At 40.9% G+C, this 26,844-nt stretch carries 34 protein-coding genes; 26 read left to right on the top strand and 8 right to left on the bottom strand.

Annotation, left to right across the window (positions count from 1 at the left end; all coding sequences use genetic code 11):
- Positions 1 to 137 precede the first annotated feature (137 nt).
- The 4 genes from AS034_RS11280 to AS034_RS11295 are packed head-to-tail and all read left to right on the top strand — an operon-like array spanning position 138 to position 2,081.
- The gene (locus AS034_RS11280) at positions 138 to 821 is read left to right on the top strand and encodes a Type 1 glutamine amidotransferase-like domain-containing protein (RefSeq protein ID WP_052011619.1); all 684 of its coding nucleotides are present in this window, start codon (positions 138 to 140) and stop codon (positions 819 to 821) included.
- A 43-nt stretch (positions 822 to 864) separates the two neighbouring features.
- Positions 865 to 1,209 carry a hypothetical protein gene (locus AS034_RS11285; RefSeq protein ID WP_058298514.1) on the top strand — a complete coding sequence of 115 codons (345 nt, stop codon included), beginning with the start codon at positions 865 to 867 and terminating at the stop codon, positions 1,207 to 1,209.
- 31 nt (positions 1,210 to 1,240) lie between these two features.
- Positions 1,241 to 1,495, top strand: a complete 255-nt coding sequence (locus AS034_RS11290) for a hypothetical protein (RefSeq protein WP_032088647.1) — start codon at positions 1,241 to 1,243, stop codon at positions 1,493 to 1,495.
- A gap of 16 nt (positions 1,496 to 1,511) precedes the next feature.
- Positions 1,512 to 2,081, top strand: a complete 570-nt coding sequence (locus AS034_RS11295) for a GNAT family N-acetyltransferase (protein ID WP_419184981.1) — start codon at positions 1,512 to 1,514, stop codon at positions 2,079 to 2,081.
- Between the two features lie 113 nt (positions 2,082 to 2,194).
- On the opposite strand, the gene AS034_RS11300 is transcribed toward AS034_RS11295, so the two are convergent.
- Complete coding sequence (locus tag AS034_RS11300; RefSeq protein ID WP_058298515.1) at positions 2,195 to 2,752, bottom strand: GNAT family N-acetyltransferase; 558 nt, start codon at positions 2,750 to 2,752, stop codon at positions 2,195 to 2,197.
- Between the two features lie 288 nt (positions 2,753 to 3,040).
- Here AS034_RS11300 and AS034_RS11305 point away from each other — a divergent pair, with 288 nt between their 5' ends.
- The 9 genes from AS034_RS11305 (at position 3,041) to AS034_RS11345 (ending at position 9,579) form a co-directional block, all read left to right on the top strand.
- Complete coding sequence (locus AS034_RS11305; protein ID WP_058298516.1) at positions 3,041 to 3,304, top strand: CD3324 family protein; 264 nt, start codon at positions 3,041 to 3,043, stop codon at positions 3,302 to 3,304.
- Positions 3,305 to 3,468: 164 nt separating this feature from the next.
- Complete coding sequence (locus AS034_RS11310) at positions 3,469 to 4,107, top strand: FusB/FusC family EF-G-binding protein (RefSeq protein WP_058298517.1); 639 nt, start codon at positions 3,469 to 3,471, stop codon at positions 4,105 to 4,107.
- A 177-nt stretch (positions 4,108 to 4,284) separates the two neighbouring features.
- Positions 4,285 to 5,361, top strand: coding sequence for a dual-specificity RNA methyltransferase RlmN (rlmN, locus tag AS034_RS11315; RefSeq protein ID WP_032088643.1), 1,077 nt, complete (start codon positions 4,285 to 4,287; stop codon positions 5,359 to 5,361).
- Positions 5,362 to 5,526: 165 nt separating this feature from the next.
- Positions 5,527 to 6,003: a DUF2975 domain-containing protein gene (locus tag AS034_RS11320; RefSeq protein WP_058298518.1), complete on the top strand. Its 477-nt coding sequence runs from the start codon at positions 5,527 to 5,529 to the stop codon at positions 6,001 to 6,003.
- 9 nt (positions 6,004 to 6,012) lie between these two features.
- Positions 6,013 to 6,693, top strand: a complete 681-nt coding sequence (locus AS034_RS11325; protein ID WP_058298519.1) for an HAD family hydrolase — start codon at positions 6,013 to 6,015, stop codon at positions 6,691 to 6,693.
- A gap of 19 nt (positions 6,694 to 6,712) precedes the next feature.
- Positions 6,713 to 7,207, top strand: coding sequence for a hypothetical protein (locus tag AS034_RS11330; protein ID WP_052011618.1), 495 nt, complete (start codon positions 6,713 to 6,715; stop codon positions 7,205 to 7,207).
- Between the two features lie 134 nt (positions 7,208 to 7,341).
- Positions 7,342 to 8,697 carry a hypothetical protein gene (locus AS034_RS11335; protein ID WP_058298744.1) on the top strand — a complete coding sequence of 452 codons (1,356 nt, stop codon included), beginning with the start codon at positions 7,342 to 7,344 and terminating at the stop codon, positions 8,695 to 8,697.
- A 25-nt stretch (positions 8,698 to 8,722) separates the two neighbouring features.
- A complete protein-coding gene (locus AS034_RS11340) occupies positions 8,723 to 9,307 on the top strand; it encodes a kinase (protein ID WP_032088640.1) in 585 nt (194 codons plus the stop codon).
- 20 nt (positions 9,308 to 9,327) lie between these two features.
- A complete protein-coding gene (locus tag AS034_RS11345) occupies positions 9,328 to 9,579 on the top strand; it encodes a hypothetical protein (protein WP_058298520.1) in 252 nt (83 codons plus the stop codon).
- Positions 9,580 to 9,640: 61 nt separating this feature from the next.
- Here AS034_RS11345 and AS034_RS11350 read toward each other — a convergent pair whose 3' ends face one another.
- Both AS034_RS11350 and AS034_RS11355 read right to left on the bottom strand, forming a co-directional pair.
- The gene (locus tag AS034_RS11350) at positions 9,641 to 10,069 is read right to left on the bottom strand and encodes a GNAT family N-acetyltransferase (RefSeq protein WP_058298521.1); all 429 of its coding nucleotides are present in this window, start codon (positions 10,067 to 10,069) and stop codon (positions 9,641 to 9,643) included.
- 38 nt (positions 10,070 to 10,107) lie between these two features.
- Positions 10,108 to 10,524, bottom strand: coding sequence for a VOC family protein (locus AS034_RS11355; RefSeq protein WP_058298522.1), 417 nt, complete (start codon positions 10,522 to 10,524; stop codon positions 10,108 to 10,110).
- Between the two features lie 90 nt (positions 10,525 to 10,614).
- Here AS034_RS11355 and AS034_RS11360 point away from each other — a divergent pair, with 90 nt between their 5' ends.
- From AS034_RS11360 to AS034_RS11380, 5 genes are all read left to right on the top strand, one after another.
- Positions 10,615 to 11,265: an RNA polymerase sigma factor gene (locus AS034_RS11360; protein ID WP_074439998.1), complete on the top strand. Its 651-nt coding sequence runs from the start codon at positions 10,615 to 10,617 to the stop codon at positions 11,263 to 11,265.
- Between the two features lie 146 nt (positions 11,266 to 11,411).
- On the top strand, positions 11,412 to 12,065 hold the full coding sequence (locus AS034_RS11365; protein WP_058298523.1) for an ABC transporter permease: 654 nt from the start codon (positions 11,412 to 11,414) through the stop codon (positions 12,063 to 12,065).
- A 12-nt stretch (positions 12,066 to 12,077) separates the two neighbouring features.
- Positions 12,078 to 13,070: an ABC transporter ATP-binding protein gene (locus tag AS034_RS11370; RefSeq protein ID WP_032088635.1), complete on the top strand. Its 993-nt coding sequence runs from the start codon at positions 12,078 to 12,080 to the stop codon at positions 13,068 to 13,070.
- A 4-nt stretch (positions 13,071 to 13,074) separates the two neighbouring features.
- A complete protein-coding gene (locus AS034_RS11375; protein WP_058298524.1) occupies positions 13,075 to 13,812 on the top strand; it encodes an ABC transporter permease in 738 nt (245 codons plus the stop codon).
- 20 nt (positions 13,813 to 13,832) lie between these two features.
- Positions 13,833 to 14,738: a glycine betaine ABC transporter substrate-binding protein gene (locus AS034_RS11380; RefSeq protein WP_058298525.1), complete on the top strand. Its 906-nt coding sequence runs from the start codon at positions 13,833 to 13,835 to the stop codon at positions 14,736 to 14,738.
- A gap of 62 nt (positions 14,739 to 14,800) precedes the next feature.
- On the opposite strand, the gene AS034_RS11385 is transcribed toward AS034_RS11380, so the two are convergent.
- The gene (locus tag AS034_RS11385; protein WP_032088632.1) at positions 14,801 to 15,064 is read right to left on the bottom strand and encodes a hypothetical protein; all 264 of its coding nucleotides are present in this window, start codon (positions 15,062 to 15,064) and stop codon (positions 14,801 to 14,803) included.
- Between the two features lie 164 nt (positions 15,065 to 15,228).
- Between AS034_RS11385 and AS034_RS11390 the strand changes: the two genes are divergently transcribed.
- From AS034_RS11390 to AS034_RS11400, 3 genes are all read left to right on the top strand, one after another.
- Positions 15,229 to 16,110 carry a diacylglycerol/lipid kinase family protein gene (locus tag AS034_RS11390; RefSeq protein ID WP_058298526.1) on the top strand — a complete coding sequence of 294 codons (882 nt, stop codon included), beginning with the start codon at positions 15,229 to 15,231 and terminating at the stop codon, positions 16,108 to 16,110.
- Positions 16,111 to 16,221: 111 nt separating this feature from the next.
- Positions 16,222 to 16,410, top strand: a complete 189-nt coding sequence (locus AS034_RS11395) for a hypothetical protein (RefSeq protein ID WP_032088630.1) — start codon at positions 16,222 to 16,224, stop codon at positions 16,408 to 16,410.
- Between the two features lie 62 nt (positions 16,411 to 16,472).
- A complete protein-coding gene (locus AS034_RS11400; protein WP_032088629.1) occupies positions 16,473 to 17,045 on the top strand; it encodes a sugar O-acetyltransferase in 573 nt (190 codons plus the stop codon).
- Positions 17,046 to 17,287: 242 nt separating this feature from the next.
- Here AS034_RS11400 and AS034_RS11405 read toward each other — a convergent pair whose 3' ends face one another.
- Complete coding sequence (locus AS034_RS11405) at positions 17,288 to 17,920, bottom strand: hypothetical protein (RefSeq protein WP_058298527.1); 633 nt, start codon at positions 17,918 to 17,920, stop codon at positions 17,288 to 17,290.
- Between the two features lie 511 nt (positions 17,921 to 18,431).
- Here AS034_RS11405 and mgtE point away from each other — a divergent pair.
- Positions 18,432 to 19,790, top strand: a complete 1,359-nt coding sequence (mgtE, locus tag AS034_RS11410; RefSeq protein ID WP_032088628.1) for a magnesium transporter — start codon at positions 18,432 to 18,434, stop codon at positions 19,788 to 19,790.
- A gap of 42 nt (positions 19,791 to 19,832) precedes the next feature.
- Here mgtE and AS034_RS11415 read toward each other — a convergent pair whose 3' ends face one another.
- A complete protein-coding gene (locus tag AS034_RS11415) occupies positions 19,833 to 20,078 on the bottom strand; it encodes a hypothetical protein (RefSeq protein ID WP_058298528.1) in 246 nt (81 codons plus the stop codon).
- A gap of 247 nt (positions 20,079 to 20,325) precedes the next feature.
- On the opposite strand from AS034_RS11415, the gene spoIIP reads away from it, so the two are divergent.
- The 4 genes from spoIIP (at position 20,326) to AS034_RS11435 (ending at position 24,458) form a co-directional block, all read left to right on the top strand.
- A complete protein-coding gene (spoIIP, locus tag AS034_RS11420; RefSeq protein WP_032088626.1) occupies positions 20,326 to 21,486 on the top strand; it encodes a stage II sporulation protein P in 1,161 nt (386 codons plus the stop codon).
- 457 nt (positions 21,487 to 21,943) lie between these two features.
- The gene (locus tag AS034_RS11425; protein ID WP_032088625.1) at positions 21,944 to 22,270 is read left to right on the top strand and encodes a four-helix bundle copper-binding protein; all 327 of its coding nucleotides are present in this window, start codon (positions 21,944 to 21,946) and stop codon (positions 22,268 to 22,270) included.
- A 196-nt stretch (positions 22,271 to 22,466) separates the two neighbouring features.
- Positions 22,467 to 23,858 carry a protoporphyrinogen oxidase gene (locus AS034_RS11430; protein ID WP_058298529.1) on the top strand — a complete coding sequence of 464 codons (1,392 nt, stop codon included), beginning with the start codon at positions 22,467 to 22,469 and terminating at the stop codon, positions 23,856 to 23,858.
- Positions 23,859 to 23,987: 129 nt separating this feature from the next.
- Positions 23,988 to 24,458, top strand: coding sequence for a YndM family protein (locus AS034_RS11435; protein WP_058298530.1), 471 nt, complete (start codon positions 23,988 to 23,990; stop codon positions 24,456 to 24,458).
- An 83-nt stretch (positions 24,459 to 24,541) separates the two neighbouring features.
- Here AS034_RS11435 and AS034_RS11440 read toward each other — a convergent pair whose 3' ends face one another.
- Together AS034_RS11440 and AS034_RS11445 are read right to left on the bottom strand one after the other, a co-directional pair.
- Positions 24,542 to 25,381: a dimethylarginine dimethylaminohydrolase family protein gene (locus AS034_RS11440; protein ID WP_058298531.1), complete on the bottom strand. Its 840-nt coding sequence runs from the start codon at positions 25,379 to 25,381 to the stop codon at positions 24,542 to 24,544.
- Between the two features lie 86 nt (positions 25,382 to 25,467).
- Positions 25,468 to 26,832 carry an amino acid permease gene (locus tag AS034_RS11445; protein ID WP_058298532.1) on the bottom strand — a complete coding sequence of 455 codons (1,365 nt, stop codon included), beginning with the start codon at positions 26,830 to 26,832 and terminating at the stop codon, positions 25,468 to 25,470.
- Between the last annotated feature and the right edge of the window lie 12 nt (positions 26,833 to 26,844).

Raw genomic sequence — 26,844 nt, forward strand, 5'->3', positions numbered from 1 at the left:
TATTCGTAGGAATTCGGTCCCGTTTTTTCTCAACCTTATATATGGAAAAGTTACAAATTAAAGTATCTTTCGAAGGATTACATGGAGATTCTTTACAGGTGAATGGTAGAATGAAGATGTAGGAAGGGGGGGTGAAATTGCAGAAATTGATACTATCAGGCGGTGGGGACGAAATACAGACAAGAATAATAGATGAGTATTTTGCTTCGATGCTGAATATCGATCAGCGTCTTTTATATATCCCGGTCGCCATGGAGGCGAATGTGGAAGCTTATAATGAGTGCTATGAGTGGCTCACTGGGGTATTTCGTCCGCTGGGTGTAACATGTTTTGAGATGTGGACTGATTTAGATGATAAGAGATTAGAGGATTTACGGTGTTTCTCGGCTGTATATATCGGAGGGGGCAACACCTTTCACCTATTGAAAAAGTTGAAGGATACGAAATTTTCTGAGCTGCTGAGTCAATATATTTCGGAGGGCGGCATCGTATATGGGGGAAGTGCAGGAGGAATCATCCTTGGCAGCCATATTGAAACCTGCGCACTCAATGATGATAACACTACAGGTATGATGGATTATTCGGGGCTGGGCTGCATTGGTAGTTATGCGATTCATTGTCATTATGAAAGAGGTCAAGAAGGTTTCATCCATTCTTTAACGTCCAAGTGGAATAAGCCTGTTATTGCTTTATCTGAGGAGACGGGGATTGCTGTACAAGGTAATCAAATTAAGGTAATTGGGAAACAGCCAGCTCATGTTTTTGACGGGAAGAATACTTTTGAGATTGGTGTCGGCAAGGTAATTGAATGGAAAGAATGAGCTGATTCAACATTCATGCTGTTAAGGGAGGAAAGGAAAGAGAGTGAATTTGAAATTATTAATATTCCCGGGGGCAGGTATTATCATCATGATTGGTATTTTCCTCTGGAATGATGCACGGACTCTACCTGTCGAACAATCTGATTTACCGGTAAACAGGACGCTTGCTGCCGAGATATCGCAAAGGTACTTGGCAGGGTGGTGGAAGGCCCCTTCAAAGCTTGAATCTACACCTTATAAAATAAAAGACATTCAAATAACGCGAGAGGAAGTCAGCGTTGAGTTACTCGACGAAAGAGATAATTCCGAGTGTGAGGGCTATGAAGTCGTCATTAACCGAAACAACGGCATTGTTCAGGGCAAAGAAGAAATTGATTTTTGCAGGTGAAATTTGAAGAGAAAGAAAGGGTGAGCGACAGATGAAAAATATTCTATTTTTCTTTGCTTGTCTTTGTGCCTTTTTGGGTGTTTCAGTTTTGTTTATTACAGGCATTCTCAATATCATGATGCCCATGGTCGGAAAGGCAGCTTACCAGGCGGCAATGGCAGGGAGTTATTCAACTGAAGATTACGTGATGGATTTTACATTTATGAATTCATCTGCGGTTCTGATGATTGTAGGCGGGAGTTATTTTGCATACATACTTTACAAACATGAAAAAGGGAATAAATAAATAGCGGAGAAGAGAGATGATGAATGTGGATTACATATTAAAGGAAGTACCAGGCAGCATCGAGACGGAGAGACTGATAATACGGATGCCGATGCCGGGTGACGGGAAGGAGGTAAATGCAGCGATCAAAGCCTCGTATGCAGAACTAAAGCCGTGGCTTGGATTCGCGCAGGTCCTGCCTGAAGTTGATGAGACAGAAGCTAACACCAGGGAAGCCCATGCGAAATTCATAACACGTAAAGCTCTCAGGTACCTGATATATTGCAAAGAAACCCACCGTTTCATCGGATCGACAGGATTTCATAATATCGATTGGGATGTGCCTAAGTTTGAAATAGGTTATTGGATCGATGCAAGAATGAGCGGTAAAGGATATATGCGGGAAGCAGTAGGAAGACTGACAGAGCTTGCATTAAATGACCTTGGTGGAAGAAGGGTCGAGATCCGCTGTGAAAGTGGGAATATCAGAAGCAGAAAGATTCCAGAACACCTGGGGTATGAGTTAGAAGGCATTTTGAAGAATGAAGATTTGTCTGTCGATGGGAAGCGTGTTACGGACACTTGTATATATGGACTAGTTAGATAAAGTATATCAATCTGCTATCAATTGATAGCAGATTGATAACGTTATGGTATACGCTGCTATAACAAGGTTATTGAAGAATACTGTATGCAGCAATCTGACTAAGTAAGATTTGGTTAAGAATCAGTTCCTATCTGAGTCCAATCTGCAGCAAGCATGCTGTATGTAACAATGTCCTCATAATGATCATGCAGCCATTGTCCGTCCCGCTTAACTCCTTCTTTTTGAAATCCAAGGCGCTCAGGGATTCTAATGCTTTTGGAATTTGTAACAGCACACTGAATTTCAACACGGTTCAGCTCTAATTCAGTAAAAACGTAGTTTAATAATGCTATTATGGTGCTCGTGACGATTCCCTTTCCTTGAGCTTGTTCTGATAAAAAGTAACCGATGCTCGTAGATTTCGTCTTCCAATCAATATAATGAAGACCGATCATCCCCACTAAATTTCCCTGAAAACGAATGCCCGCATCAAATCCGTTATTATCGGCATAATTGCGGATCCAGATTGGAATGATCGGTATCAAATCATCAGGAGATTGACGCTTGTCCACCCACTGAAGCCTCGCGCGCAAATGTGCCCTGTTGCTGTCAATCAATTCATACAATTCCTCTTTATGATGCTGCTGAAATAACTCCAATGAAATATCCTCATTTATTTTAAATGAAAACAATCTTTCCACCCCTTTGTGAAATTTAGAAAATTATACCACACAGGACAAAACACCGGGTAACAGTTTTTTTGAAATTCATTTATAATAAGAATCAGAAATGATGCAGGAGGTGGTAACATGGTAATGATATTACCAGAGTCCGGAGCGTCTCATGCAAAGCCTGTTACTGGAATGGCGATACTTTGCATGGGATGGAAGAGAATTTAATCGCCCGTACATTTTTCGTATATTTCCAATGATGGGCTTTGTTCCTTATTTACTTTCATTAAAAATAAGGGGATGAGCTCGTTGAAATATGTGAACGCAGTCGATTTACTGCCGGAAAAACTATTAAAGGAAATTCAACATTATGTCCAGGGGGAGACAATTTATATCCCTAAACCCAGAAATGCCTATAAGAAATGGGGAAGTCAATCAGGATCTAGGGCGTTTATTGATAAGCGGAATGCGGGTATTAAGCAGGCATTCAAGAACGGAAAGACGATTGATCAACTGGGATTGGAGTATCATTTATCTTGTGAAACGATCAAGAAAATCGTTTATCGAAAATAACCAGCATTCACCGGGAAGCTTCATGCTCCCGGTTTTTTCATTCATCATGCAGACTGTATGTATGGTTTATTTCTGAATCATTTATTACATTTATTTTTAACCCGTGATGTATTATTGTGGAATGGAAGTAAATGTTTATAACAGTCAATATAGGAGCGATCAAGATGGATGCATTTATTCGAAATGACCAATTTAATTTCATCAGCTATCAGACCCAGGTGCTAATCAATGGCCATGCTGCCGTGAATGATCTCGGGGTGCTGCAAGCTTTAAGAGCACTGGTAAGAGATAAAGTCATGGATTTGTTCGAAGAGCCGGGATCTCAAGAGACGAATCTGATTGAGAAAATAACAAATATCAAAGATTCCAATCACGCAGAAGAATACCTGGAACAGCTGAAAGAGTATGTAATACCTTTTTACAGTGTAAATGAAAAGGCTTTGAAAAAGATGTTCCCCAAGGTGAAGAAGCTTAGGGTTCCCGACTTGAAAGAAATGGATTACAAAGCCTTATCTTACCTTGGATGGAATGACTTCGGGCAGGAAAGTAAATACATCGTAGCTAATGTAGATGGAAAGCTCAAAGGGATCAAGGGGACATTTAAAAACAGCAGTAAAAAAGGACTTTGTACCATTTGCCATACCTTTTCAGAAGTTGGCCTGTTCGTATCCCAATCCAAGAAAACTTCTCAAGGAACATTTGTTAAAAGAGGGAATTATATCTGCCAGGATAGTATGGAATGCAATGGTAAGCTTAAGGATTTAGATAAGCTTGATGATTTTATTGAGAGAGTGAACCACTAAACCGACCGGGAATGAGGCCGGTCTTTTTTTACGTTTAACAAGCATCCGTTTCGGTATCGTTCATCGGATTACGGAATTCCAATATTGTGTAAACTGGATAATTCCCTTGAAACATGGCTGCACTTTAAGTAGTATAGATAAGTAGAAAATTTGTTTAGTTTGAAATGAGGGTTTTAAATGGAGAAAACATCCATATATGGATTAACACTAGATCAACTTACCTCATGGCTGGTAGAGCATGGTCAGAAGAAATTCCGTGCTGCCCAGGTGTGGGATTGGTTATATAAAAAAAGAGTGACTGATTTTTCCGAGATGAAAAATGTAAATGGTGATTGTATAAAGTTATTGGATGAACATTTTCATATACAGACGCTGGATCAGGAAATCAAACAGGAATCAAAGGACGGAACGATCAAGTTTTTGTTCAAACTTCAGGATGGCAACCTGATCGAGACTGTCTTGATGCGTTTTAATTATGGCTTGAGTGTCTGTGTAACGACCCAGGTAGGCTGTAATATCGGCTGTACGTTCTGTGCAAGCGGATTGTTGAAGAAGAACCGCGATCTTTCCAGTGGTGAAATTGTTGAACAGATCATGAATGTTCAGCACCATCTGGATGAACAAGGCAAGGACGAGCGTGTAAGTCATATTGTCGTGATGGGGATAGGTGAACCTTTTGATAACTATGATAATATGATGGACTTCTTCAGGGTGGTGAACGATCAGAAAGGTCTTTCCATTGGGGCCCGCCACATCACGGTGTCGACAAGCGGCTTGGCGGATAAGATCTATAAATTTGCTGACGAGAACATTCAGATCAACCTGGCTGTCTCATTGCATGCACCGAATAATGAACTTCGTACGAAGATCATGAAAATCAATCGTGCGTATCCGCTCGAAAAATTGATGCCTGCTATCGATTATTATCTGGAGAAAACGAATAGAAGGATCACGTTCGAATATATCCTTCTTCACGATGTGAATGACCATAAAGAAGAGGCCCTGCAGCTTGCAAAGTTATTAAAAGACAAGCGTCATTTATCTTACGTCAACCTGATTCCTTACAACCCTGTTGATGAACATAATCAATATCAGCGAAGTACAAAAGATGCGATTGTAGGATTCTACGGCACTCTTCTCGATCACGGCATCAATTGCGGTGTGCGAGTCGAACAAGGGACGGATATCGATGCAGCGTGCGGTCAATTGAGAAGTAAGCAAATTAAAAAAGATAAAGAAAAAGCTAAATCCTGATTATGATGAATGAAAACACGAATTCCTATTTGGAATTCGTGTTTTTTTGCATTGGTTACGTTGACTTTACCAATTTGTATTGAATAAATCATGAAATATAATAATTATTTATTGAAAAACAATAAATGACCTCTTATAATGAAAAATATGGAAGGGGAGGGCGTAATGAAACAAACTTCAACTTTTTTCTTGAAATCAGCCATTATCTTAATCGGATTGACTGTTACAGGACTGAGTATTTTTGGACTGCCCGGGCTGGCAGCATTTTCAGCTGTGGAAAATCCTGAATTTGCGTATTTGAAGCTGCCGGTGCTCCTTGGCCTGTATGCGACTGAGATTCCATTTTTTCTTGCACTTTATCAGGCTTATCGATTGATTCAGTCCATTGAGTCTGGCAAAGCGTTTACACTAGAGGCGGCAAATACGTTAAGAATGATTAAGATATGTGCATGGGTCATTACTGGGATTTATTCCGCAGGTGCTTTATTTTTACTCCTGCAAGGTGCACTGCACCCCGGTATTGCAGCAGCAGGATTGGTGATTATATTGGCATCTATGACCATTTCTATATTTTCTGCATTATTGCATGAAATGCTGAGTCATGCACTCGAAATGAATTCGGATAATGAATTAACCATATGAGGTGAGGAAATGAAGATCGATGCTGTCATTTTTGATATGGACGGAACACTATTTCAAACAGATCGAATTTTAGAATTATCCCTTAAAGACACTTTCGCCCGCTTAGAGAGTGAAGGATTATGGGAAGGGGCACCCCCGATTGAGAAATACCGGGACATCATGGGTGTTCCCCTGCCGAAAGTATGGGAAACGTTATTACCCCTTCATTCAGAAGAAGTAAGGGAGAGGGTGGATGAACACTTCCTTGAAGTGCTGGTTGATAACATTCAAGGCGGGAAGGGTGAGCTGTATCCTCATGTAAAAGAAACTCTGGCTGGATTAAAGGGGCATGGATTGAAATTATTCATCGCCAGTAACGGGCTTCCTGCTTATTTGGAATCAATCGTGAAGTACTATAAGCTGGACCGCTGGCTGGATGCAACATATAGTATTGAGCATGTGGATTCACTGTTTAAATCAGACTTGGTGCATATGATTTGCAGGAAACATGGTATTAAGAGTGGTGCGGTGGTCGGAGACCGGCTATCGGATATCACCGCTGCAAAAGATAATGGACTGCTGGCAGTAGGGTGCCGCTTTGAATTTTCTCTAGAGCATGAGTTGAAGCTGGCTGATACAATTATCGAGGATTTAAACGAATTAAATCAAATTATTCTGACCGTTAATGGACTAAATGAAATCAAGCCTTAACATAATGGGGGCAAGCCGGGTGAAGAAGAGCCAGTTGATAATAGGTATGGTAGTTATAGTTTCGTTGATACTGCTGACAGGGTATGGGCAGGATCTGAATGATCGAGAGAGTTTTTATAAAACCATTGAGCATACAGATCTTTCTCTTGAGAACGTAAAGGGAGTTTCTTTGGATACTGAGGAAGAAACTGTTTTATCGTACTTGAAAGCCCCTTATGAAGTGAATGAAATACCTGAAACACAAACTAAATACCTTGTCTATGAAGATGTTGAATTCGGTATAAAAGATAAGAAAGTTTTCCGTTACTTTTTCAGGGGCGATTACAATACTGCCAAAGGGATTCGTGCAGGGGATGAAGTCGAAAAAGTAATAGATGCATATGGTCCGCATTACTATGAAAGAACGGACACAGGGACAGCTGTCATTGGATACTTTGATAAAATGCACAACATTAATATGGAGTTCAGTTTCGTTGATAAGAAGCTGATTGGAACAATCATACAAAAACATTGATTTCAAGGCCCGTCTCTCGCTGGCAGGGACGGGCCTTTGGCATGGAGAATAGTATGTTAAGATAAGAATAGAATGATTGGATTGTAAATCTATAGATACAAATTCATTGCAGGTAAAGAGGTGTTATTTTGGAATTGAATCATCATGATATCACCATCATCGGTGCAGGGGTAAGCAGTATTTTCTTCGCGTATACGCTGATTAATGAGAATCCGGATATCAGTATCCATATGATAGATGTTGGCAAAGAACTGGAAAACAGGCACTGCGGGATTGATGAAGGAAAAGAATGTACGTGCGGAGATTCTTGCAGCAAGTATACGGGTTTTTCAGGACTTGGGAAATCTGAAGGAAAATTCAATTATACAAATGATTTTGGAGGAGAACTTCATAGGAAGATAGGAAATGAACGTGCGCTGCGACTTATGGAGGAAGTGGATGCGATTCTCTGTAAATTCGGGGGCAGTGTCAGGGAGAAATACAGCACTAAGAACGAAGCTCTTTCCGAAAAAGCAAAGCGGCATGGCCTTCATGCACTTTCAACTGAAGTACGTCACCTGGGAACCGGTCTGTCGCAGGAGATCTTTCAAGATATGTATGTGTTCATGCAGGACAGAATGACTTTTTCGTTTGAAACTAAAGTTGAAGCTATTCACAAGAATGATAAGGGATTTGAACTCCATACCAATCAGGGAAAAGTCCACTCAGATACCATAGTGGTTGGGACGGGAATGAGCGGAAGCATCTGGTTGAAGAAGATGATGGAGTCTTTCGGTGTCTATCCGGGAGAAACGCGGCTTGATATGGGATGCCGGGTGGAAATGAAAGAAGATCAGCTAAAGTCGATCCTTAAAGACACTTTTGAGACAAAATTAAAAATACAGGGCCTGGATTATGAAGCAACGACATACTGCATGAATCCCAGGGGACGAATCATTAGGAAACATCAACACGGGTTAGTTATGCCTGATGGACAAAACGTTTATGAAAAAGAAACTCCAAGCACCAACTTGAATTTCACGCTATTCGTGCCGCGGTATTATTCTTCCTATGATGATGCAATGAACCGGGCAGAAGAGATCATTGGCAGTATCAACAGGGGAAAGGACAGGGTTGTTGTCCAGAAACTTTCAGACTTTAAGAATGGAATGCCAACTGAAGCCCTTGCCGGCAATGGAGTGGTACCCTCCCTGAATGCGGATATCGGGAATGTCAGGAAAGAAATACCTCAACTGTATAGTCAAGCCCTGCTCGACTTTCTTTTTGCACTGGAAAATCTGCTTGGTGAAGAGATTCATGGAGATACACTTGTTTACGGACTGGATGCCAAATTCTATGAACCCAAGTTATTTACTGACGAATTCCTTCAAAGTGAAGTGAAAGGGATATATTTGATCGGTGACTGCTCAGGAGTCACTCATTCTCTTTCCCAGGCTGCAGCAAGCGGGATATACTTAGGAAAACACCTCGCAGACATTTTAGGTGCATAGAAAATAATTTAAGGGGATACCAATGATGGACTTTAGTGTGTTTGAAAAGATTATGTATAACAATGAAAGTAAGCTCATCGTAATTGGTGTTGATGGATTGAGCCGATCGGGTAAAACAACGTATGTGAATATGGTCGAAAAATTCTTGGTGGATAATCATATCGATCATGTTTGTCTACATTTGGATGACTTTATCGAGACACGTTCTAAAAGATATAATACCGGATTTGAAGAATGGGAGGAGTATTATTTTCTTCAGTGGAATGCGGAAAAGTTGAGAAAAGACATGTTTGAACAGCTTAGGAACTCAACCTTCTTGAAACTTCAATTTTATGATGGGGAAAAGGATGTTCAAATTCCGAAAGATGTAAATATCCCATCAACCGGATGTATCCTGATTGAAGGGGTATTTCTTCAACGGAAAGAATGGAAGGACTATTTTGATTATGTCATCTATTTAAACTGTGACAGGGAGACACGATTCAGAAGGGAAAGTGAACTGACGCAGTCCCGCTTGGAAAAGTTCAAGAAACGGTATTGGAAAGCTGAGGACTACTACTTAATGAATGTAAATCCTGAAGAAAGTGCCGATTATATAATCAACACATAGAAATGAAGGAGGTCCTGACCATGTGGGGAGTAATACTTATCATCGTGCATGCGATAAGCCTGACATTGGCTTTGGCTGTATTTTTATCTATATACCGGAATAATCCAGTTAAAGGTAAGTTGTTTCTTGCAGCGATCATGTTATGGGGATTATTCAGTTTATATAAACTATTCATATTCTCAACTGCGGCCGGTGTTTTATCAATCTTCATGTACGCAGCATTCTCAACCATCACTTTCCGCGAACTTAAAAGAAACGGGCCTGCTGCATGACCGGCATGCGCAGGCTCTTTTAAAAGGTCAAACCATCTTTAAACCTTTCATCGTATGCCCTTTACAAGTCCTTCAAGAAAACAAAGCTTTTTTTCTGATACTCCATTTTTTCTTCATAAAATCGATGTGCATCAATCCGCTGAAGTCCCGATGAAAGAGAGATGCGCTCATAACCATGATTCTTTGCCCACTTCTCGACATACAAAAGTAATTCATGCCCGTGACCTTGCGAGCGCTCATTAGGATCAGTGACTAAATCGCATACCCAAATGAATCTTCCATTATAAAGTGTGATCATGGGCATAAACCCGGTGACAGCCACAATCTTTTCGTTATAGTACAAAGCCGCCAGTTGATATCCGTCTGAAGCAGCCGAATCTTTTACTAATTCAAGATATTGGTCCCGGTCCAGATGAGTCCTTAGCTGCTTCATCAAGGGGTATGCCTCAAGCCAGTCTGTCTCGCTCTTCAATTCCTTAATGACTGTCATATTCCCGCTCCTTGTTTCGTTATTATGTTAATCAAGTTTTATTCATTTTCCTGCATTCTCTTTACTTCTTCCCTGTGAAAAGGAGAACCTTCCACTTCGTTGACGACACTGAAAGGATTACCGTCAGGATCAATAAAATCAAAAAATTTCATCCCATCCCACTCATCTATTTCTGAAGTTCTGACACCATTTCTGTTAAAATGGGAATAAGCCTCATCAATATCCGCAACGAGAAAGTTATAATATGAATTTTTCTTGTTTTTATCTATTGAAAACTCTGACGGCTGTGGTTTCTCTACTTGCACCAAGCCCATCTGAGTCGGGCAGTCAGGGAAATAAAACCCGGCGCCGCCGTCCCATTCATCAATTAATTTGACACCTAATAGATCTTGATACCACTTCTTGGATTTCTTTAAATCGGTCACTGGTATGAATACGCTTCCTACTTTGAACATAAGCCCACTCCTAACATATTTAAAATCATCCTGCTAACGAATGAAAGGAACGAAAAGTTACACACTTTTTTAAAAAAATGGAGGATTGCCGTGATATTCGATAATATAGACAAAACCATGTCCCGCCTCTACCGTTTTTGTTTAAAGCAGACAGGTTCACCTTGGGCAGCTGAAGATTTGGTTCAAGAGACGTTGACTAAGGTATACTCGCTAAAAAAGAGTGATCCTGAAAGAGAGTTCACTATTAGTTTTCTGTGCAAAGTGGCAAAAAACCTTTTTATCGACGAATTAAGAAAGAAAAAAGTCGTCACCGGTTTCAGGGAAGAGCTTTACCAGTTTGAAGAGGACTTTGTTACCAGCGAAGGTTTGGTTGAAGAGCTGATGATGAAATTGCCAATCCGTCAGGCAGTTCTCATTACTTTGAAAGATGTTTTCAATTACCGTTCTCAAGAAATCGCAGAGATGCTCAGAATTTCGGATGAATCAGTAAAGACGGCATTATCACGCTCAAGATCGAGATTAAAGAAAATGAGGGACTACACACCTCAGGTCCAACGTTCGCCTCAAGATCATGAGTTGATTTCCGAACTGACAAAGGCGATCAAGCACAGCCGCCCCGCCTCGCTTTTTACCCTTTGCCGGCTGCTGGAGTCAAGACATTTTAAGATTGGACGAGACTCAGGTACCAGGCGAATGCATTTATGTGACCCTGATGGGAACATCCTCGAAATTGTTAATTAATGAAAATTCATCACGGGGAAACGCGTAGTTTTAGACAGTTTGTCAAAAGAATGTTAAGCTTCTGTAAGGGTATACTAACAATCGACTGGGCTATTGGCCTGATCGATTTTTTTTTGGCCCAAAACTTATTAAAAGGAGGGTTTCGATTGGATAAATGGATGAAGTTCCTCGAAGTCAATGCTCCGAGAATCTTGGATATGACGATTGAACACGCAGTACTTGTCGGGTTGGCGATTTTCGTTGCACTTTTGATCGGTATCCCGCTTGGGATTTATTTGACTACGAATGATTATCTGGCGGAGACTGTTTTGCAGATTGCATCGGTAATGCTCACAATTCCAAGCATAGCATTATTCGGAGTCATGATCCCCATTTTCTCGATCATCAATCAGGGAATCGGTTTTGTCCCCGCATTTGTAGCACTGGTACTTTATTCCCAATTGCCCATCATCCGGAATACATATACAGCAATTAAGAATGTCAGTCCTGAAATGAGAGATGCAGCAAAGGGGCTCGGAATGAAAACACACCAACGATTGTTCCGTGTAGAAATTCAGAATGCTTTTCCGCTGATCATGGCCGGTATCCGAACAGCGGTGGTGCTTAACATTGGAATTGGGGTCATTGCAGCTTATATAGGAGCTGGAGGACTGGGCGTCCTTATCACCCAGGGAATCTCCAGGGGGGATAATTATTTAATTATCAGTGGATCTGTTGCCGTTGCAATCCTTGCGATCATTGCGGATGGCATTCTTATGTGGATACAAAAACGCTTCACACCCAAAAGTATATCTAACTAAAGAGGTGAAAAGATGATAACGTTCGATCAAACAACAAAAACGTATGAAGGCGGAGTGACAGCCGTCAACAAAGTTGATTTCACAGTGGAAAAGGGTAACATAGTGGTCCTTCTTGGCCCCTCAGGCTGTGGAAAGACAACATTGCTTCGCATGGTGAACAGGCTTGAATCCATTTCCGAAGGCAAGATCATCATCGATGGTCAGGATTCCATGCAACTGAATGAAATAGAGTTAAGAAGAAAAGTCGGATATGTCATTCAAAGCAACGGATTATTTCCCAATATGACAATCGAACAAAATGTAATGATTGTTCCTGATATGCTGGGATGGGATAAAAAACAGAAAAGAGAACGATTTGATTCATTGATGGGTATGATCGGCTTGAGTCCCGACAAATATAGAAAACGCTATCCGCATGAATTATCAGGCGGTCAACAACAGCGGATCGGCGTAATCCGGGCACTTGCAGCAGATCCACCCGTCATGTTAATGGACGAACCGTTCGGTGCTCTCGATCCGATCATCCGGGAAAAAATACAGGATGAATTTTTGCAGATTCAAAAAGAAGTGAAGAAAACCATTCTGTTTGTCAGTCACGATATCGATGAAGCAATCAAGATGGCAGATAAAATCGTTTTACTGCGAGGCGGGGAAATCATGCAATATGATTCACCCTCCGAAATGCTCGTGCGGCCAAAAAATGACTTTGTGTATGAATTTTTCGGGAAAGACAGGGCGATAAAGAGTTTAAGTCTGCATACCATTTCTGATTTAAAAGAAATTATCGGACTTGTTGATATTGATGAAACCATAGAGGATACAAAAACGATAAGCGTGCATCATGATTTGAGGAATACACTTTCCATGCTATTAAACCAGGAAGCAGAGCAGGTCATTGTTTTGGATCATGCCGGGGATAGACTTGGTGCGATTACGATTGACCGTGTCCAGAAATATCTTCATTATGAAATCAAGGGCAAAACCTCTCAGGCTGTGAAAGGATGATTTCATGAATAAGAAAAAACTGATCAGCCTGCTTGTTCGTTATTTGGTGTATGCACTGGTCATTATCTTTATGGTTTGGGCGGTAAAGAATCAATATTTCAGTTATATCTTCAGTGAAACCAACACGTTTCTATTATTATTAAAACAACACTTTCAGCTGGTCCTGGTATCATCCCTCTTAGCGATAGCAGTTGCAGTGCCAGCAGGGATCCTGATTACACGCAAGTCGTTCAGGAGGGCTGAGTGGGCTGTTTCGAATACTGTAAACTTTGGTCAGACCATTCCGAGTCTTGCTGTTCTCGCCCTTATGATCAGTATACTTGGAATTGGCTTTAATACGGCTGTGTTTGCACTGTTTATTTATTCCCTGCTTCCGATATACAGAAATACAGTAGCCGGTATCGATTCCCTTGATGAAAATTTAATAGATGCAGCAAGGGGGATGGGGATGACTCCATCTCAAATCCTTTTTAAAATCGAACTCCCAAATGCGGCTTATTCCATTTTAGCGGGGATCAGGACAGCTGTCGTATTGAATATCGGGACTGCCGCACTTGCCTATGTAGTCGGAGGCGGAGGATTAGGTGTCTGGATTTTTACAGGTATTCAATTATTTGATAACGGTTATTTAATTTCAGGGGCAATCCCGGTCACACTGCTGGCGATATCAGTGGATTACTTACTCAGACTGCTGGAACGGGCAGTCGTTTCTGAAGGGATTAAGCGAACCGGTGGAATGTAACAAGAAACGGAGGTGATTGTATGCTGAATAAACAACTGACTCTCGTACTTGCAGTGGCTCTTACACTTTTCCTTTCTTCCTGTTCAAGTGTAGGAGGAGGGAAGCAAGTTTCAGTCGGGGGAAAGAATTTTACGGAACAGTACCTGCTTTCTGAGATGACGGGATTTTTGCTCAAAGAGGAAGGTTTCAAAGTCAAGGAGATGAACAACCTGGGCAGTACGGTCGTAAGAAAGGCTCTGGAAAATGAACAGGTGGATCTTATGTGGGAATATACCGGTACTGCTCTCATTACATACATGGGGAAAGAGCCGATATCAGATCCGGAGGAAACTTTCCAAAAAGTAAAAGCGATTGATGCCAAGAACGGAATTCTTTGGATGAATATGTCGGAGGTCAATAATACATATGCACTTGCGATGACTAAGGAAAAGTCGGAGGAGCTGGGTATTAAGTCGATCAGTGATCTTGCATCATATGTTAATGATAACCCAGGAAAACTGACGATGGCTTCCTATGCGGAATTTGCAAACCGTCCGGATGGACTTCCCGGAGTCGAAAAAAAATATGGCTTCGGCTTCGGTGCAGAAAATATCAAACAAATGGACATAGGACTGACACAGCGTGCCCTGGATAACAATCAGGTTGATGTATCTGTTGCTTTTGAAACGGATGCCACAATCAGGGATTACGGACTTGTCACTTTAGAAGACGATAAGCATTTCTTTCCACCATATCGTGCTGCAGTTAGCATCAATGAAGAAGCATATGAAAAATATCCGGAAATAAAAGAAATCACTGCCCGTTTGGCTGATAAACTGAACAGTGATATCATGCGTGAACTGAATTATAAAGTAGATATCGAAGGAAACAGTGTTTCCGTAGTTGCCCACGATTGGCTCGTGGAAAATGGATTATTGGAAGATTAATCAGTGGACAAATGATTAGGGAGAGAGTGTGTGCCATTAAAGGTACACACTCTTTTTTGAATTCAGGAAGAAGAATTATCATCCATGGATTTCAGTCTGTCCAAAGAGGAGCTTTTTTTATAGTAGTCCTCCATGATTTCCAATATCTTTTCCTCTGACAGACCGGAAAAATCAACCAGCATTGAAATGGTTGGCTTGATTGAAAGTGACTCACACGTCTGGAGGGTGGATAAGATCAGGTTATGGTAGTCCTGGTCACGGGATTTTGTGCTCTTCCGCTCTGGTTTGCTTTGTTCATTTATCTGATGTTGATCACATGGTTTCATAAGGTTGAACCTCCTAGTCATAAAAAAGGAATTGTATAGGGTTTATCCTTAAAATAGAGGAGATAAACATATATTCCATCTTAACGATAAAATCCCCTGCTGGTTTTTTGTGATCCAGTTTGAGGTATATATACGTATATCTGGGACAACTGGGAGGAAAGAAGATGAAAAAAGCAATGATGATCGTGAATCCTTCTTCGGGAAAGGAAGAAGCAGTCGATTATGTTGAAGAAATAGAGCAGATATTAAGTCAGCAAGGTTATGAGGTGAAAATCAGTCAAACAGAGAAAGAGCTCGATGCAACAAAATTTTGTCAAAATGCATGTAAAGATGAATATGATCTTATTATTTCAATAGGGGGAGACGGCACTTTACATGAGACGATCAATGGCCTTATAGATGAACATCATAGGCCGAAGCTCGGAATCATCCCGATGGGTACCGTGAACGATTTTGCAAGAGCACTGAATATTCCCTTGGACCCCAAGGAAGCAATTGAGCTAATTCGGCATCACAAGATCCGAAAAGTTGATATTGGGAAAATCAATGAAGACTATTTTGTCAACATTGTTGCTGCAGGGGCGATTGCAGAAGCGGTGTATGAGGTTTCCCCAGAGGAAAAGACGAAGATGGGACCCCTTGCGTACGTCCTTGAAGGCGTGAAAACATTGGCATCAAACCCTACCTACCCTCTTACAATAGATTATGACGGAAAGAAATGGGAGGGGAATTCATTATTATTCCTCGCAGCCTTGACCAATTCGATTGGCGGATTTGAGAAGATCGCTCCTGATGCAGAGGTCGATGACGGTATGCTGCATTGCTATATAATAGATGACATTAATGTTCTGAAGCTGCCTGCCGTCATGTCTTCCATCATGACCGGAAAGTTAAAGAAGAATAAAGATGTGACTTATTTCAAGGCGAAATCTATCAAACTGTCTTCTCCGGATGAGCTTATTACGAATGTGGATGGAGAGGAGGGACAGAAGCTGCCTATAGAACTGGGGGTAATCTCAAATCACATTGAGGTAATGGTTCCTTAAGAAGACATTTAGCGAAAGATCGAACAACAATGTTCGATCTTTTTAAGTGTCTGATGGAATTTTATGTTAATATAGGGGTGTTATACGTAATGGGTTATGGGAGGTAATGAGATGAACAAGAAGGTGTTAACAGACTTAAAGTCTGTAATGGGATTTATAACGGCTTTATCATTAAGTATTGCAGCCATCATATTAGCAGTGAGTGACAGTCAATTATGGGTGGTCGCCATTGTGTTCTCCTTGGTTATATTAGCACTCAGTGTCAGAAGGGCGGAAAGATTGTATAGAGAAGTACAGTAAACTCCCTTTATTAATACCGGTCTCTTATTGAATAGAAATCAGTGTAAAAAAGGAGTGAAAATATGAAAACAGAAAAACAAAAAATGATGGATGGGGAGTTATACAAGCCCTGGGATGAATTACTGGTGAAAGAAAGGGAACACGCCAGGAGACTTGTCAGATATTTCAATGCAACAAAGGAAACCGAATATGAAGAGCGCGTGGACCTGATCAAGCAGTTGTTTGGCTCAACCGGTGAAAAGGTTTATATGGAGCCTAACTTCAGATGTGACTACGGCTATAATATCCACACGGGGGACAACTTCTTTGCGAATTTTGATTGTGTGATCCTTGATGTATGTGAAGTCCGATTCGGTGAACATTGCATGCTTGCACCTGGAGTACATATCTATACCGCCACCCATCCTGTCCATCCATATGAGCGGATCAAGGGGATGGAATACGGCGAACCGGTCGTTATCGGTAATAACGCATGGATTGGCGGCGGGGCCATCATCAATCCAGGGGTGACAATCGGAGATAATGTGGTGGTTGCTTCCGGTGCAGTAGTAACGAGGGATATACCTTCAAATGTAGTGGTTGGCGGAAACCCTGCAAGAATCATAAAAGAAATCGACTTAACCAACCCAATGTGATACCCAGTTACGATGAATGCATAAAAAAACGCTGAACAAGTCATTCAGCGTTTTAATTTATTCAAGGCTGATTTCTAAAAGATTGTTGCTTTTCGTAAATAGAGTTGTAACCTGAAAGGAACTCGTGTACGTGCTCTTTCCGAATTCAAGTTTAAACTAGAGACGGACGGACAACCCGAAAATACCCAAGTTCCGGTATTTTCTTGTCTGTATAGCAACAAAGTATGCGAAAAGAGACTTAATCAAAAAGTCTTTGGAAACTGTTTAGTGATCCCTGCAGACAAAGCATCAGACAAGTGGAAAATATGAGCCCGGCCTTTATCGAAGGTTTGGATATTCTTCACCCAATCTTTCTGAATACGGGCTACTGCTTCTTTCGTGACAAAATCAAGATGCATATATAGAAGTTCCTTCAACTCTTTTTCACTCCATGCCGGGTTAACAGATGTCAAAAACAAGGTGATATCGTCAGCGTTCCGATACCATTCTTTATTTAGTTGTTCCACTTCTTTTTGTTTTCCTGCTTTTGCAGCTTCAACAATCTTCCCTGCAAGGACAATGTGTTCTGTCAACAAATCAGCAAGCCTGTTTCCAGATTTCTCCCCATAGAAAGGTTTAAATGCATTTCCAATGTCTTTTTGATTTTGAAGAAGTCTTTCAAGCACCATATCTTGATCTTCCAAACCGTCAACGGCACTGACAATATAGTTATGTGTCCAAATGACATGATCGTTCCAGAGGAGGCGCATGTCCTCCTTTAACTTTTGGGCAGCGGGATTAAGACACTCATTATTGACTGCCTGGGTTTTTGAAAGATTGGGTGACAGCGTTAAAGTCATAAGAATAGCCATTGATACAATGAGGTATTTTTTCACTTTTATCCACTCCTAGTTTATTGTCAATTCTATTCTTTACCAAAAAAGCGGGTTCATCCTAAAAAGATGAAGAAGATTTTGCATCAAGATGCAGAAAATTGCCTCAAGGTGCAAAAAATCGCCCCCAGGTGAAAAAATTGCATCTTGATGGGGAAATGACCATTTTCAGAAAAAGAATATGCTTGTCTGCACACCCCTTAAGGGTTGTACATATAGTGAAGTAGAGAAACAAACAAATCGGTAAAAAAGAATGCGGCTCTTCGAAAAGCGGCTTTTTTAAAATCCTTTAGTCACCGTAAAAGAAAAGCCTCATTCGTTTTACCCATAAAAAGTTTTCTCGTCTATATACTTCCGCCGTATAGACAAGAGTACCTCCTTATTTGTTCGTTAGGCAAAAGAGCTTCTGCGCCGTCAGGAGCTCTTTTGCCATTTTTGTTTTGACCATATTTGTTCAACATTGACCATTATGGGTATTATAACAATACAATGCAGGCATAGAGAGGTGAGATGGATGCAGATGCGGTCTTCTGAAAACGAATTGATGCATGAAATCATTCAGAGCTTGAAAGACGGAAAGAGAAGGGTTTTTCTGGATATCATAGACGAGCTGCAGCCATATGATGTGGCTCAGCAGTATCAGCATTTACCAGCAAAGCATCGAAATAAATTCCTTTTATACTTAACGCTGGCACAACTTAAAGAGCTGATGGAGGAATTGTCGAAAGAAGATCAGCTCGAAGTCCTTCAGAAATTGGGGATTGAGAAGTCGACAAAAGTCCTTGATCTGATGGAAAATGATGACTTGACCACACTCTTAGCCGACCTTGAACCGGAACAAATCGAAGAACTGATGTCCGAAATGAAAAAAGAAGAATCGGATATGGTTCAGCACATGATGAAATATCCGGCTGAATCAGCGGGGCGCCTGATGAATAACCGTTTCGTATGGATTTCTAAGCATTATACGGTCCGAGAAGCGGTTGATAAATTAAAAGACTTTGCAGAACTCGCAGAGTATTTGAACTACCTTTACGTTATCGATGAAGGTAAGAAGCTGGTAGGAGTTGTATCATACAAAGATCTGCTTCTTGGAGAAATGCAGGACAAAATAGAAGATATCATGTTTACAAGGGTGGTCAAGGTTGATGTCCTTACGGATCAGGAGGATGTGGCCAAATTGATCAGCCGCTATGATTTTGTATCGATTCCAGTGATTGAAGACAATGACAAATTGATGGGCGTCATTACCGTCGATGATATCCTCGACGTCGTGATCCAGGAGGCAAACGAGGATATTGAAAAACTCTCGGCTTCCGGTAAAGCGATTGATTTCAAGACAAAACCTCTCGTTGCTGCGTACAGAAGATTGCCGTGGCTCATTCTGCTGCTTTTGATCGGGCTTGTCTCAGGGAGCATAATCGATGGCTTTTCAGAAACATTGCAATCAGCCGTTGCTCTTGCATTTTTTATGCCGATGATTGCCGGGATGACAGGGAATACAGGAACACAGTCGCTTGCGGTGGTGGTAAGGGGGTTGGTGGCTCAAGATTTGGATGTCAAACAAGTGGTGAAGCTGATATTCCGTGAATTATGGGTAGGCATCATCATAGGGCTTACTTGTGCCATTTTGATCTCTATCATTGCGTTTATATGGCAGGGCAGCTTGATCCTTGGGATAGTCGTGGGCAGTTCATTATTAATCACCCTGATTATCGGTACACTTGCAGGAACAATCATCCCGCTTGTCCTGTACAAGTTCAATATAGATCCCGCGGTTGCTTCGGGCCCCCTCATTACAACGATAAATGATATCTTTTCCCTTCTTGTGTATTTTGGCATAGCAAGTATGTTTATTTCAAAGTTATCCTAACTGAAAACCGCCGCATTGCTGTTTGCAATGCGGCGGTTTTATTTATGATTTTACTTCCAATGGCTGTTTATTAAGATATCGTTCTATGATGCCTGCCAACTCATTTATATTTGTAAATTTCTCTGTTTGCTGTGTATCATTATAAGTCAGCAAGAACGTTTCGGTGTCAAAGTGGTAAATAACAGACAATATCGGTGTCTTGGTTGTGGAGTGGAACGTATGAACGATCTCACTCTCTTTGAAGTCCACTTGTGTTTGCAGCATTCGTACAATTGTATCGAATGACATAAAACGTCTCCCTTCTACATTATAGAGGGGTTGACTAAATACAGTCTCGTAGACCCAAAATAATTTATTCTTGATTAAGTATTCATTATATCATAAAATAGAACATTTATATACCCATTAAGCAATAACCACTATATTCACCAGATTAATCGGCTGTATTCAACATTGATTCCATTGTAAACATTCTATATTCACCTCAGTGCGCATATAGTGAACTAGTAAATCTTATAAGTATAGGAGTTCATTCATGGCGTACAAATCCAGAAAAGATGGCACCTTACCCTTACTAGTATTCGTGACTGTTAAATCACTGGCAAGAATGATCGTTCTCGGGATCATCCTCCTTTATGTTTCTGTCTGGCTTATTTCTGCCACGGCGATTAAATTGAAAGTGGACACGCTGTTTTACACCACAGTATCTGATATGGTTCCAAAAGAAACGCTATTAAAACTTATTTCTGAAGAAATTACCCCGTTAAGAGTATTGAACGAAGAAGAATTGGAGTCTGATTTTGATTGGCTGGAAAGCGTAACAAATGTCTCGTTGTTTGACCCCCGGAGTCTATTTGGAAGGGAGATACCCGGGATTGAAAATTATCACACACAAATTGCGGTGGCGGGGAAAGGGACTGATATTACAAATCTCCCTGTAGAGTCGCCTGCACCGACCGATGAACAATTAAAGAATCAGGAAATCGATCAGCACCAGATTGACCGGGCGAACGGCGAAAGCGGCGACGAGTTCAAAGAGGTCGATAAAAAGTCTGTCTTTATCTATCATTCACACAGCTGGGAAGCCTTCAGTCCCCTGATTAAAAACAACCAATCAAAGGATCCCGCAAGTACGAATGAAAAAGTAAATGTATTAGCCATCGGCTCCAAGCTTCAGCAAGAACTCGCAAAAAGAGGGATAGGGGCTGTACAGGATAAAACAGATGCTACACAGGCATTAAAAGATAAAAATTGGACGTATTATGAATCGTATAAATTATCCAGGGAGCAGGTCCAGGAAGCACTGGCCGGAAACGATGACCTCAATTACCTGATTGATATACACAGGGATTCCCAGCCCCGTGACATTACGACCAAGACAATCAATGGAAAACAGTATGCGCGATTGTTTTTTATAGTCGGAAAAGAAAACAAAAATTTCGAAAAAAACCTGGCTATCGCGAAAGAACTGAATAGTGCCCTAGAAGAGAAGTATCCCGGGATCAGCAGGGGCGTATTTGTTAAAACAAAAGCTGAAGGGAATGGAGTTTACAATCAAGATCTGACAGAAAGAGCCATGCTCCTCGAATTCGGCGGAGTGGAAAACAACTTAGTAGAACTTTACAATTCCACGGAAGCATTTGCTGAAATCTTTGCGAAATATTATAAACAGGATGTTGTTGAAGTAAACGGATGATATGGACAAAAGCTTCCGTACCTGGATAACGGGTCCTGTTTTCGGTATCAAAATAAAATAAAATCATATTTTAAAAGAAGTGACAATTTAAATGGATTGTCACTTCTTTTTTTGTTTTGACGGTATTTCTGGCTTAGCGGCGGGTTCGTCATTGGAATCTTCAGAAGAAGTTTGTGGAAATACTCTTTCATGAATTTCTGGGGAAGTGATAGTTAGGTGAAAAACTATACGACCTAGAAGATTTTTTCTGAAGGTGAAGCAATAGTGACTCGTTTATATTTAGTTAATTTTAAATAATATAATGCAACTTGCATAATTTCTGCAATAAATCAGGGAAACTATATTCTATCCGGATCAACAAGCAAGTAATTCAATTGAATTCTGGTAAATTTGTTTAGTTGAGGTAAAACACGGATAAAGAAGAATGAACGCAAAATATTAAAGGAGGAATTGTAAAATGTCACATGAAAAGTATCAATCGTTAGTACAAACATTACATGAATGTATGGAAGCTTGTAACCATTGTTACGACGCTTGCCTCGGAGAAGATGATGTTAAAATGATGGCTGATTGCATCCGATTGGACCGGGAATGTTCAGACATGTGCGGATTTTTGGAACAAGCTCTTGTAAGAGGAACCCCTTTTGCATCCGAACTTGCTTCAGTATGCGCAAGTATTTGTGAAGCTTGCGGAAACGAATGTAAAAAGCACGACCATGACCACTGTCAAAAATGCGCGGATGCCTGCCTCAAGTGTGCAGACGAGTGCAGGAAAATCGCATAATTGCTGTTGTAAAATGTATATGCCCATCCTCCAGCATCTTCCCTTTTGGCAGGATGGGCATTTATTTTTAAGCCGAATCCATTTAACAATACATAGACCTTCAATAAAATGACACAATAATTTACCTATTTGTTTATGATTTCACAATGAAAAATGATAGGCTATTGGTATAAACCTGCATTTGGAGTGAAGGAATATGAAAAAGGTTGTTATAGTTGGCGGGGGAGTTACCGGGCTGACAACACTATACCATTTAGATAAATTGAAGAGAGAACAAAAGGTGGATATCGAGTTGACACTGGTTGAGCGAGATAAGGAGCTTGGCGGAAAAATAAAGACGGTGAAAGATCACCCCTTCATCATGGAGGCCGGTGCTGATTCAATTGTTGCACGGAATGAAGGCGTTCTGCCTTTTATAGAGGAATTGGAACTTCAAGATGAACTTGTCTATAACAAAACAGGGACTTCCTATATCTATACATATGGAAAACTGCACAAAATTCCGGAAGATACGATTTTCGGCATACCCATGAGTGTAGAATCATTGATGGAGAGTACCCTCATATCTGAAGAAGGAAAGCGTAGGGCGATGAAGGAGCTGGAGACTCCCAATACACAGTTCACTAAAGACAGCTCTATAGGTCAATTTCTTGAAGCTTTTTTTGGCAGGGAGCTTGTCGAGAATCAAATCGCTCCTGTATTGTCGGGTGTTTATTCAGGAAAGCTGCATGAACTGACGATGGCCACCACACTTCCTTATCTCCTGGAATATAAGAATCGGTATGGAAGTATTATAAAAGGTCTCGGCGAAAATAAACATAAATTCAAAAGTTCAAGTAAAGGAAAATTCATCTCTTTTAAAAACGGTTTATCTACCATGATAGAGCGGATGGAAGATATCATTAAGGAAGCTGACATCCTGAACGGTGCTGAACTTATTGAACTGAAAAAAAGTGGTGAAGAATATGAACTGACTATAGCAGAAGGAACAAAGATAAAGGCAGATTACGTCGTTTTTTCAACTACACATGATGTTACTCAAAAAATAATAAGGGATCCTCAATTGGATGTTCATTTCAATCAGTTGAAGAATTCATCCCTTACCAGCATCTATGTTGGTTTCAATGCAAAAGATGATCTTCTTCCTGCAGATGGGACCGGATTTATCACATCACATGGCAGCGATGTGCTGTGTGACGCATGTACCTGGACCAGCCGAAAATGGGATCACACCTCGAAGGATCACGAGCTGCTGGTAAGGTTATTTTATAAAAGTTCAAACCCGCATTATAAAGAATTAAAGAACTTAACTGAAGAAGCTCTTACTGCGACTGCCCTCAAAGATATTTCGAAGAGCCTGGGGATCGATAGGACTCCCGTGTCTGTAGAAGTTACAAATTGGAGCGGACTTATGCCGAACTATCATTTGCAGCACAGCCAGGTGGTGGAAGCTCTGCAGCATTCTATACAGATGAGGTATCCTAATGTGCTGCTGGCGGGAGCATCTTATTTCGGTGTAGGGATCGGTGCCTGCATAAAAAATGGTAAACAGACTGCTGAATCGATCCTTAAAGAAGTGACTCAATAAAAGGAAAAGGGCTTGGATCCTTTAATGGGTTCAAGTCTTTTTGTTTATTTTCTACCTGCCGAAAATCCGAGCAATCATTAAGCATAATCTTACATGAAAAGAGAAACCTAAGGGCAGGAGGGATTACGCATGAAGCATGTAAAAGCATTTGCCATAAAATTTGTGGCAACGTTTGTCCTTTTATTTTTAGTCCTTGGAGGTGTTCAAGGCATCACATTCGGAGATATTTTCTCGATATCTTTAGTATTGGGCGGGGCCGCTTATTTACTCGGAGATCTTTTTCTGCTTCCGAGAACCAGTAATACAGTAGCCTCACTAGCTGATCTGGGTCTGGCATTCATACTCATATACTTTATGAGTGGGGGCATGACTGATGGAGGTCCATACCTGACTAGATCGGTTCTTGCCGCACTTGCTGTTATGGTGTTTGAATTGTTTTATCATCAGTATGTCGTTCAGAACGTTTTGCCGAACCGGCGAAAAGCAAGGAGGGCCCCCAAAAATCTCCGATACCAGACCGAAGCTTCAGAACAGATCCATCCCGAATTCCCAACCAAACTTACGGATGAATTTCATCTTAAAAACAGGGACAAGGAATAAATAAAATGCACTGGACATCAACAGATACTCCAGTGCGTTTTATTTTATTCAGGACAGAACGAGCCCTCAGCTGATTTGCAGGATCATCCACGCAGTAGTGGCAGCGTACAGCATCTGAACGAGCCGCCTGATTTGATGATTTCATCGAACTCCACTTCGATTACTTCAAATCCGCGGTCGCGCAGTTCTTTATTGACCCCTTTATTAATCGGGAGACTGATGACTTTCTTATTACCTATCGAAAGTACATTCACCCCCATGGTAAATTGTTCTTCCCTGCAAACATCAATCAAGTCGAATTGCGACGACAGGCGGGTGATATCATCTCCCCGAAGTCCTTCACGGTAAATGAGTGCCTCATTGTCTGAAATAATATTGAAAATACAATCAAGATGTAAAATATCTTCATGTATCGGCAGCGGTATGACATTATAGTCGGGTAGATAAGATTGAATTCTTTCCACAGCTTCAAAAGTTGTCCTGTCACTCAGACCAATATATACCGTATTCCCGTGTACCAGAACGTCACCGCCCTCCGTTTCATCTTCAACCAAGTCTATGTACGACATTCCCCTGGCTGATAGCCAATTTCTCAGTTCAATTTCTTCACCCTGCCTGACGGGCATTTTCATATCAGAAATGAATAAAGTCCTGCCAACCGTGAACCCGATATCCCTTGTGAAGACTTGTTCGGGAAATGTGTTCTTTGGAGAGAGCAGATGGGTCGTTATGTTGTTTTCTCTTAAAATTTCATGAAACTTATTGTGCTGTTCGACGGCTCTATCTACATCAATGTTCTCCTTGTGGTAACGTCGTTGAGTTTCATTGATGATATCTTGTATTTTCATATAAGTCGGTTCACACAAAATTACTTCTTTAAGAGGAGAAAATTCATTAGGACAACTCAGTTGTGTTTGTTTCATAGAAAACCCTCCTTTAAGGAATCATTAAACATCCTTCTTGTTCATTATCATACTCATATCCAGTCTTACCATACATCATTGGACTTTCACGCTAGCTCTTCCATTTTCCATCTCTTATTCATCAAGAAGGCAGCTAGTGCAGTCAAAAGGACGACTGCCAAAGATACGTAAAAACCGAATCTGATGCTCTTTTCTAAAATTGTCCCGGATACAGCCAGAAATAGAAAGCATAAACCAAGTATCCCCATTGCTTTCCCGAATACCTTTTGATTTAAAATCTTAAAGGCTGATAGGATAATGAATGCCCAATTATATATAAGCAGTATTCCGGCTGCCGTTGTTAAATATTCATATACCTTTCCCGGTAAGAGCATAGCTGCAACTACAGAAGCAATCATTCCGGCAGTTGCCAGCAACAAAGAGGGAAGGGGTAGATCCCTGGGTGTCTTAAGTTTCTTTTTAAAGATGATAGGAGCTTCCCCATCCTTGGCAAGCGATACCAACAGATTCGTCACAGCGAAAAGAGCAGCAGTAAGAGCTGAGAAGCCGGCAATGATGACTGCTCCGTTAAAAATATGCGGAAAAAAAGGAAGATCATACAGACTCAATGCTGTAACAAAAGGACTTTCTTTGTCGTTGAAAGCATCAGTTGCTATGAGTAAAACTGCAAATGTCAACGAAGTAACATAAATGATTGTCAAAATAATCAACATGACATTTCCCGCTTTTAGGATATCCTTCTTTTTCTTCAACTGGAGAGCCATCAATCCTATGACTTCAACTCCCCCATATGCATAAAAAGCATAAATCAAGGAGGACCATAATCCCTTGAACCCCTCTGGCAGCAAAGTTGAACTTCGATATGTAAAATTCGGTATTTTCCCATCGCCTTCCATTACACCAAAGACAGCAAGGGCTGCAATAACAATAAACATGATGATTGCCGAGGTTTTGATTACAGCAAATAAATTTTCTGCTTTATCAAAACTCTTGGTTCCCAACAGCATTATCAATAAGGATAGTATGCCGTATCCACCTGCAAGCAGCCATAGAGGGATCCAGGGGAACCAAAATTGAGAAAGAAGGGCCAGCGCTGTAAGCTGACTGCCCATAATTAATATATTCGACCACCAATACACCCAACCGCAGCAAAATCCTGCCCATTTACCAAATGCTTTCGCAGCATAATAGCAAAAAGAACCTTCTTGAGGATCTTCTGCCGTCATTTTTGCGAGATGATAATAAACAATATACGTCCCTGCTCCAGCTGCAATGAATGAGATGACAAAAGAGGGACCGGCATACTTTATCCCGATTGCAGAACCTAAAAAATATCCAGTCCCGATTGTACAGCCTACTCCGATCAGTGAAAGGTGCCACCAGCTCATGGTGCCTGTACCTGTGGATTCAGAATTAGTTACATCTTTACATCCTCCAGTTTGTTCTGCCATCAAGACTCTCCT

This window comes from [Bacillus] enclensis (assembly GCF_001456935.1).
In the GTDB taxonomy this organism is placed as follows: domain Bacteria; phylum Bacillota; class Bacilli; order Bacillales; family Bacillaceae_B; genus Rossellomorea; species Rossellomorea enclensis.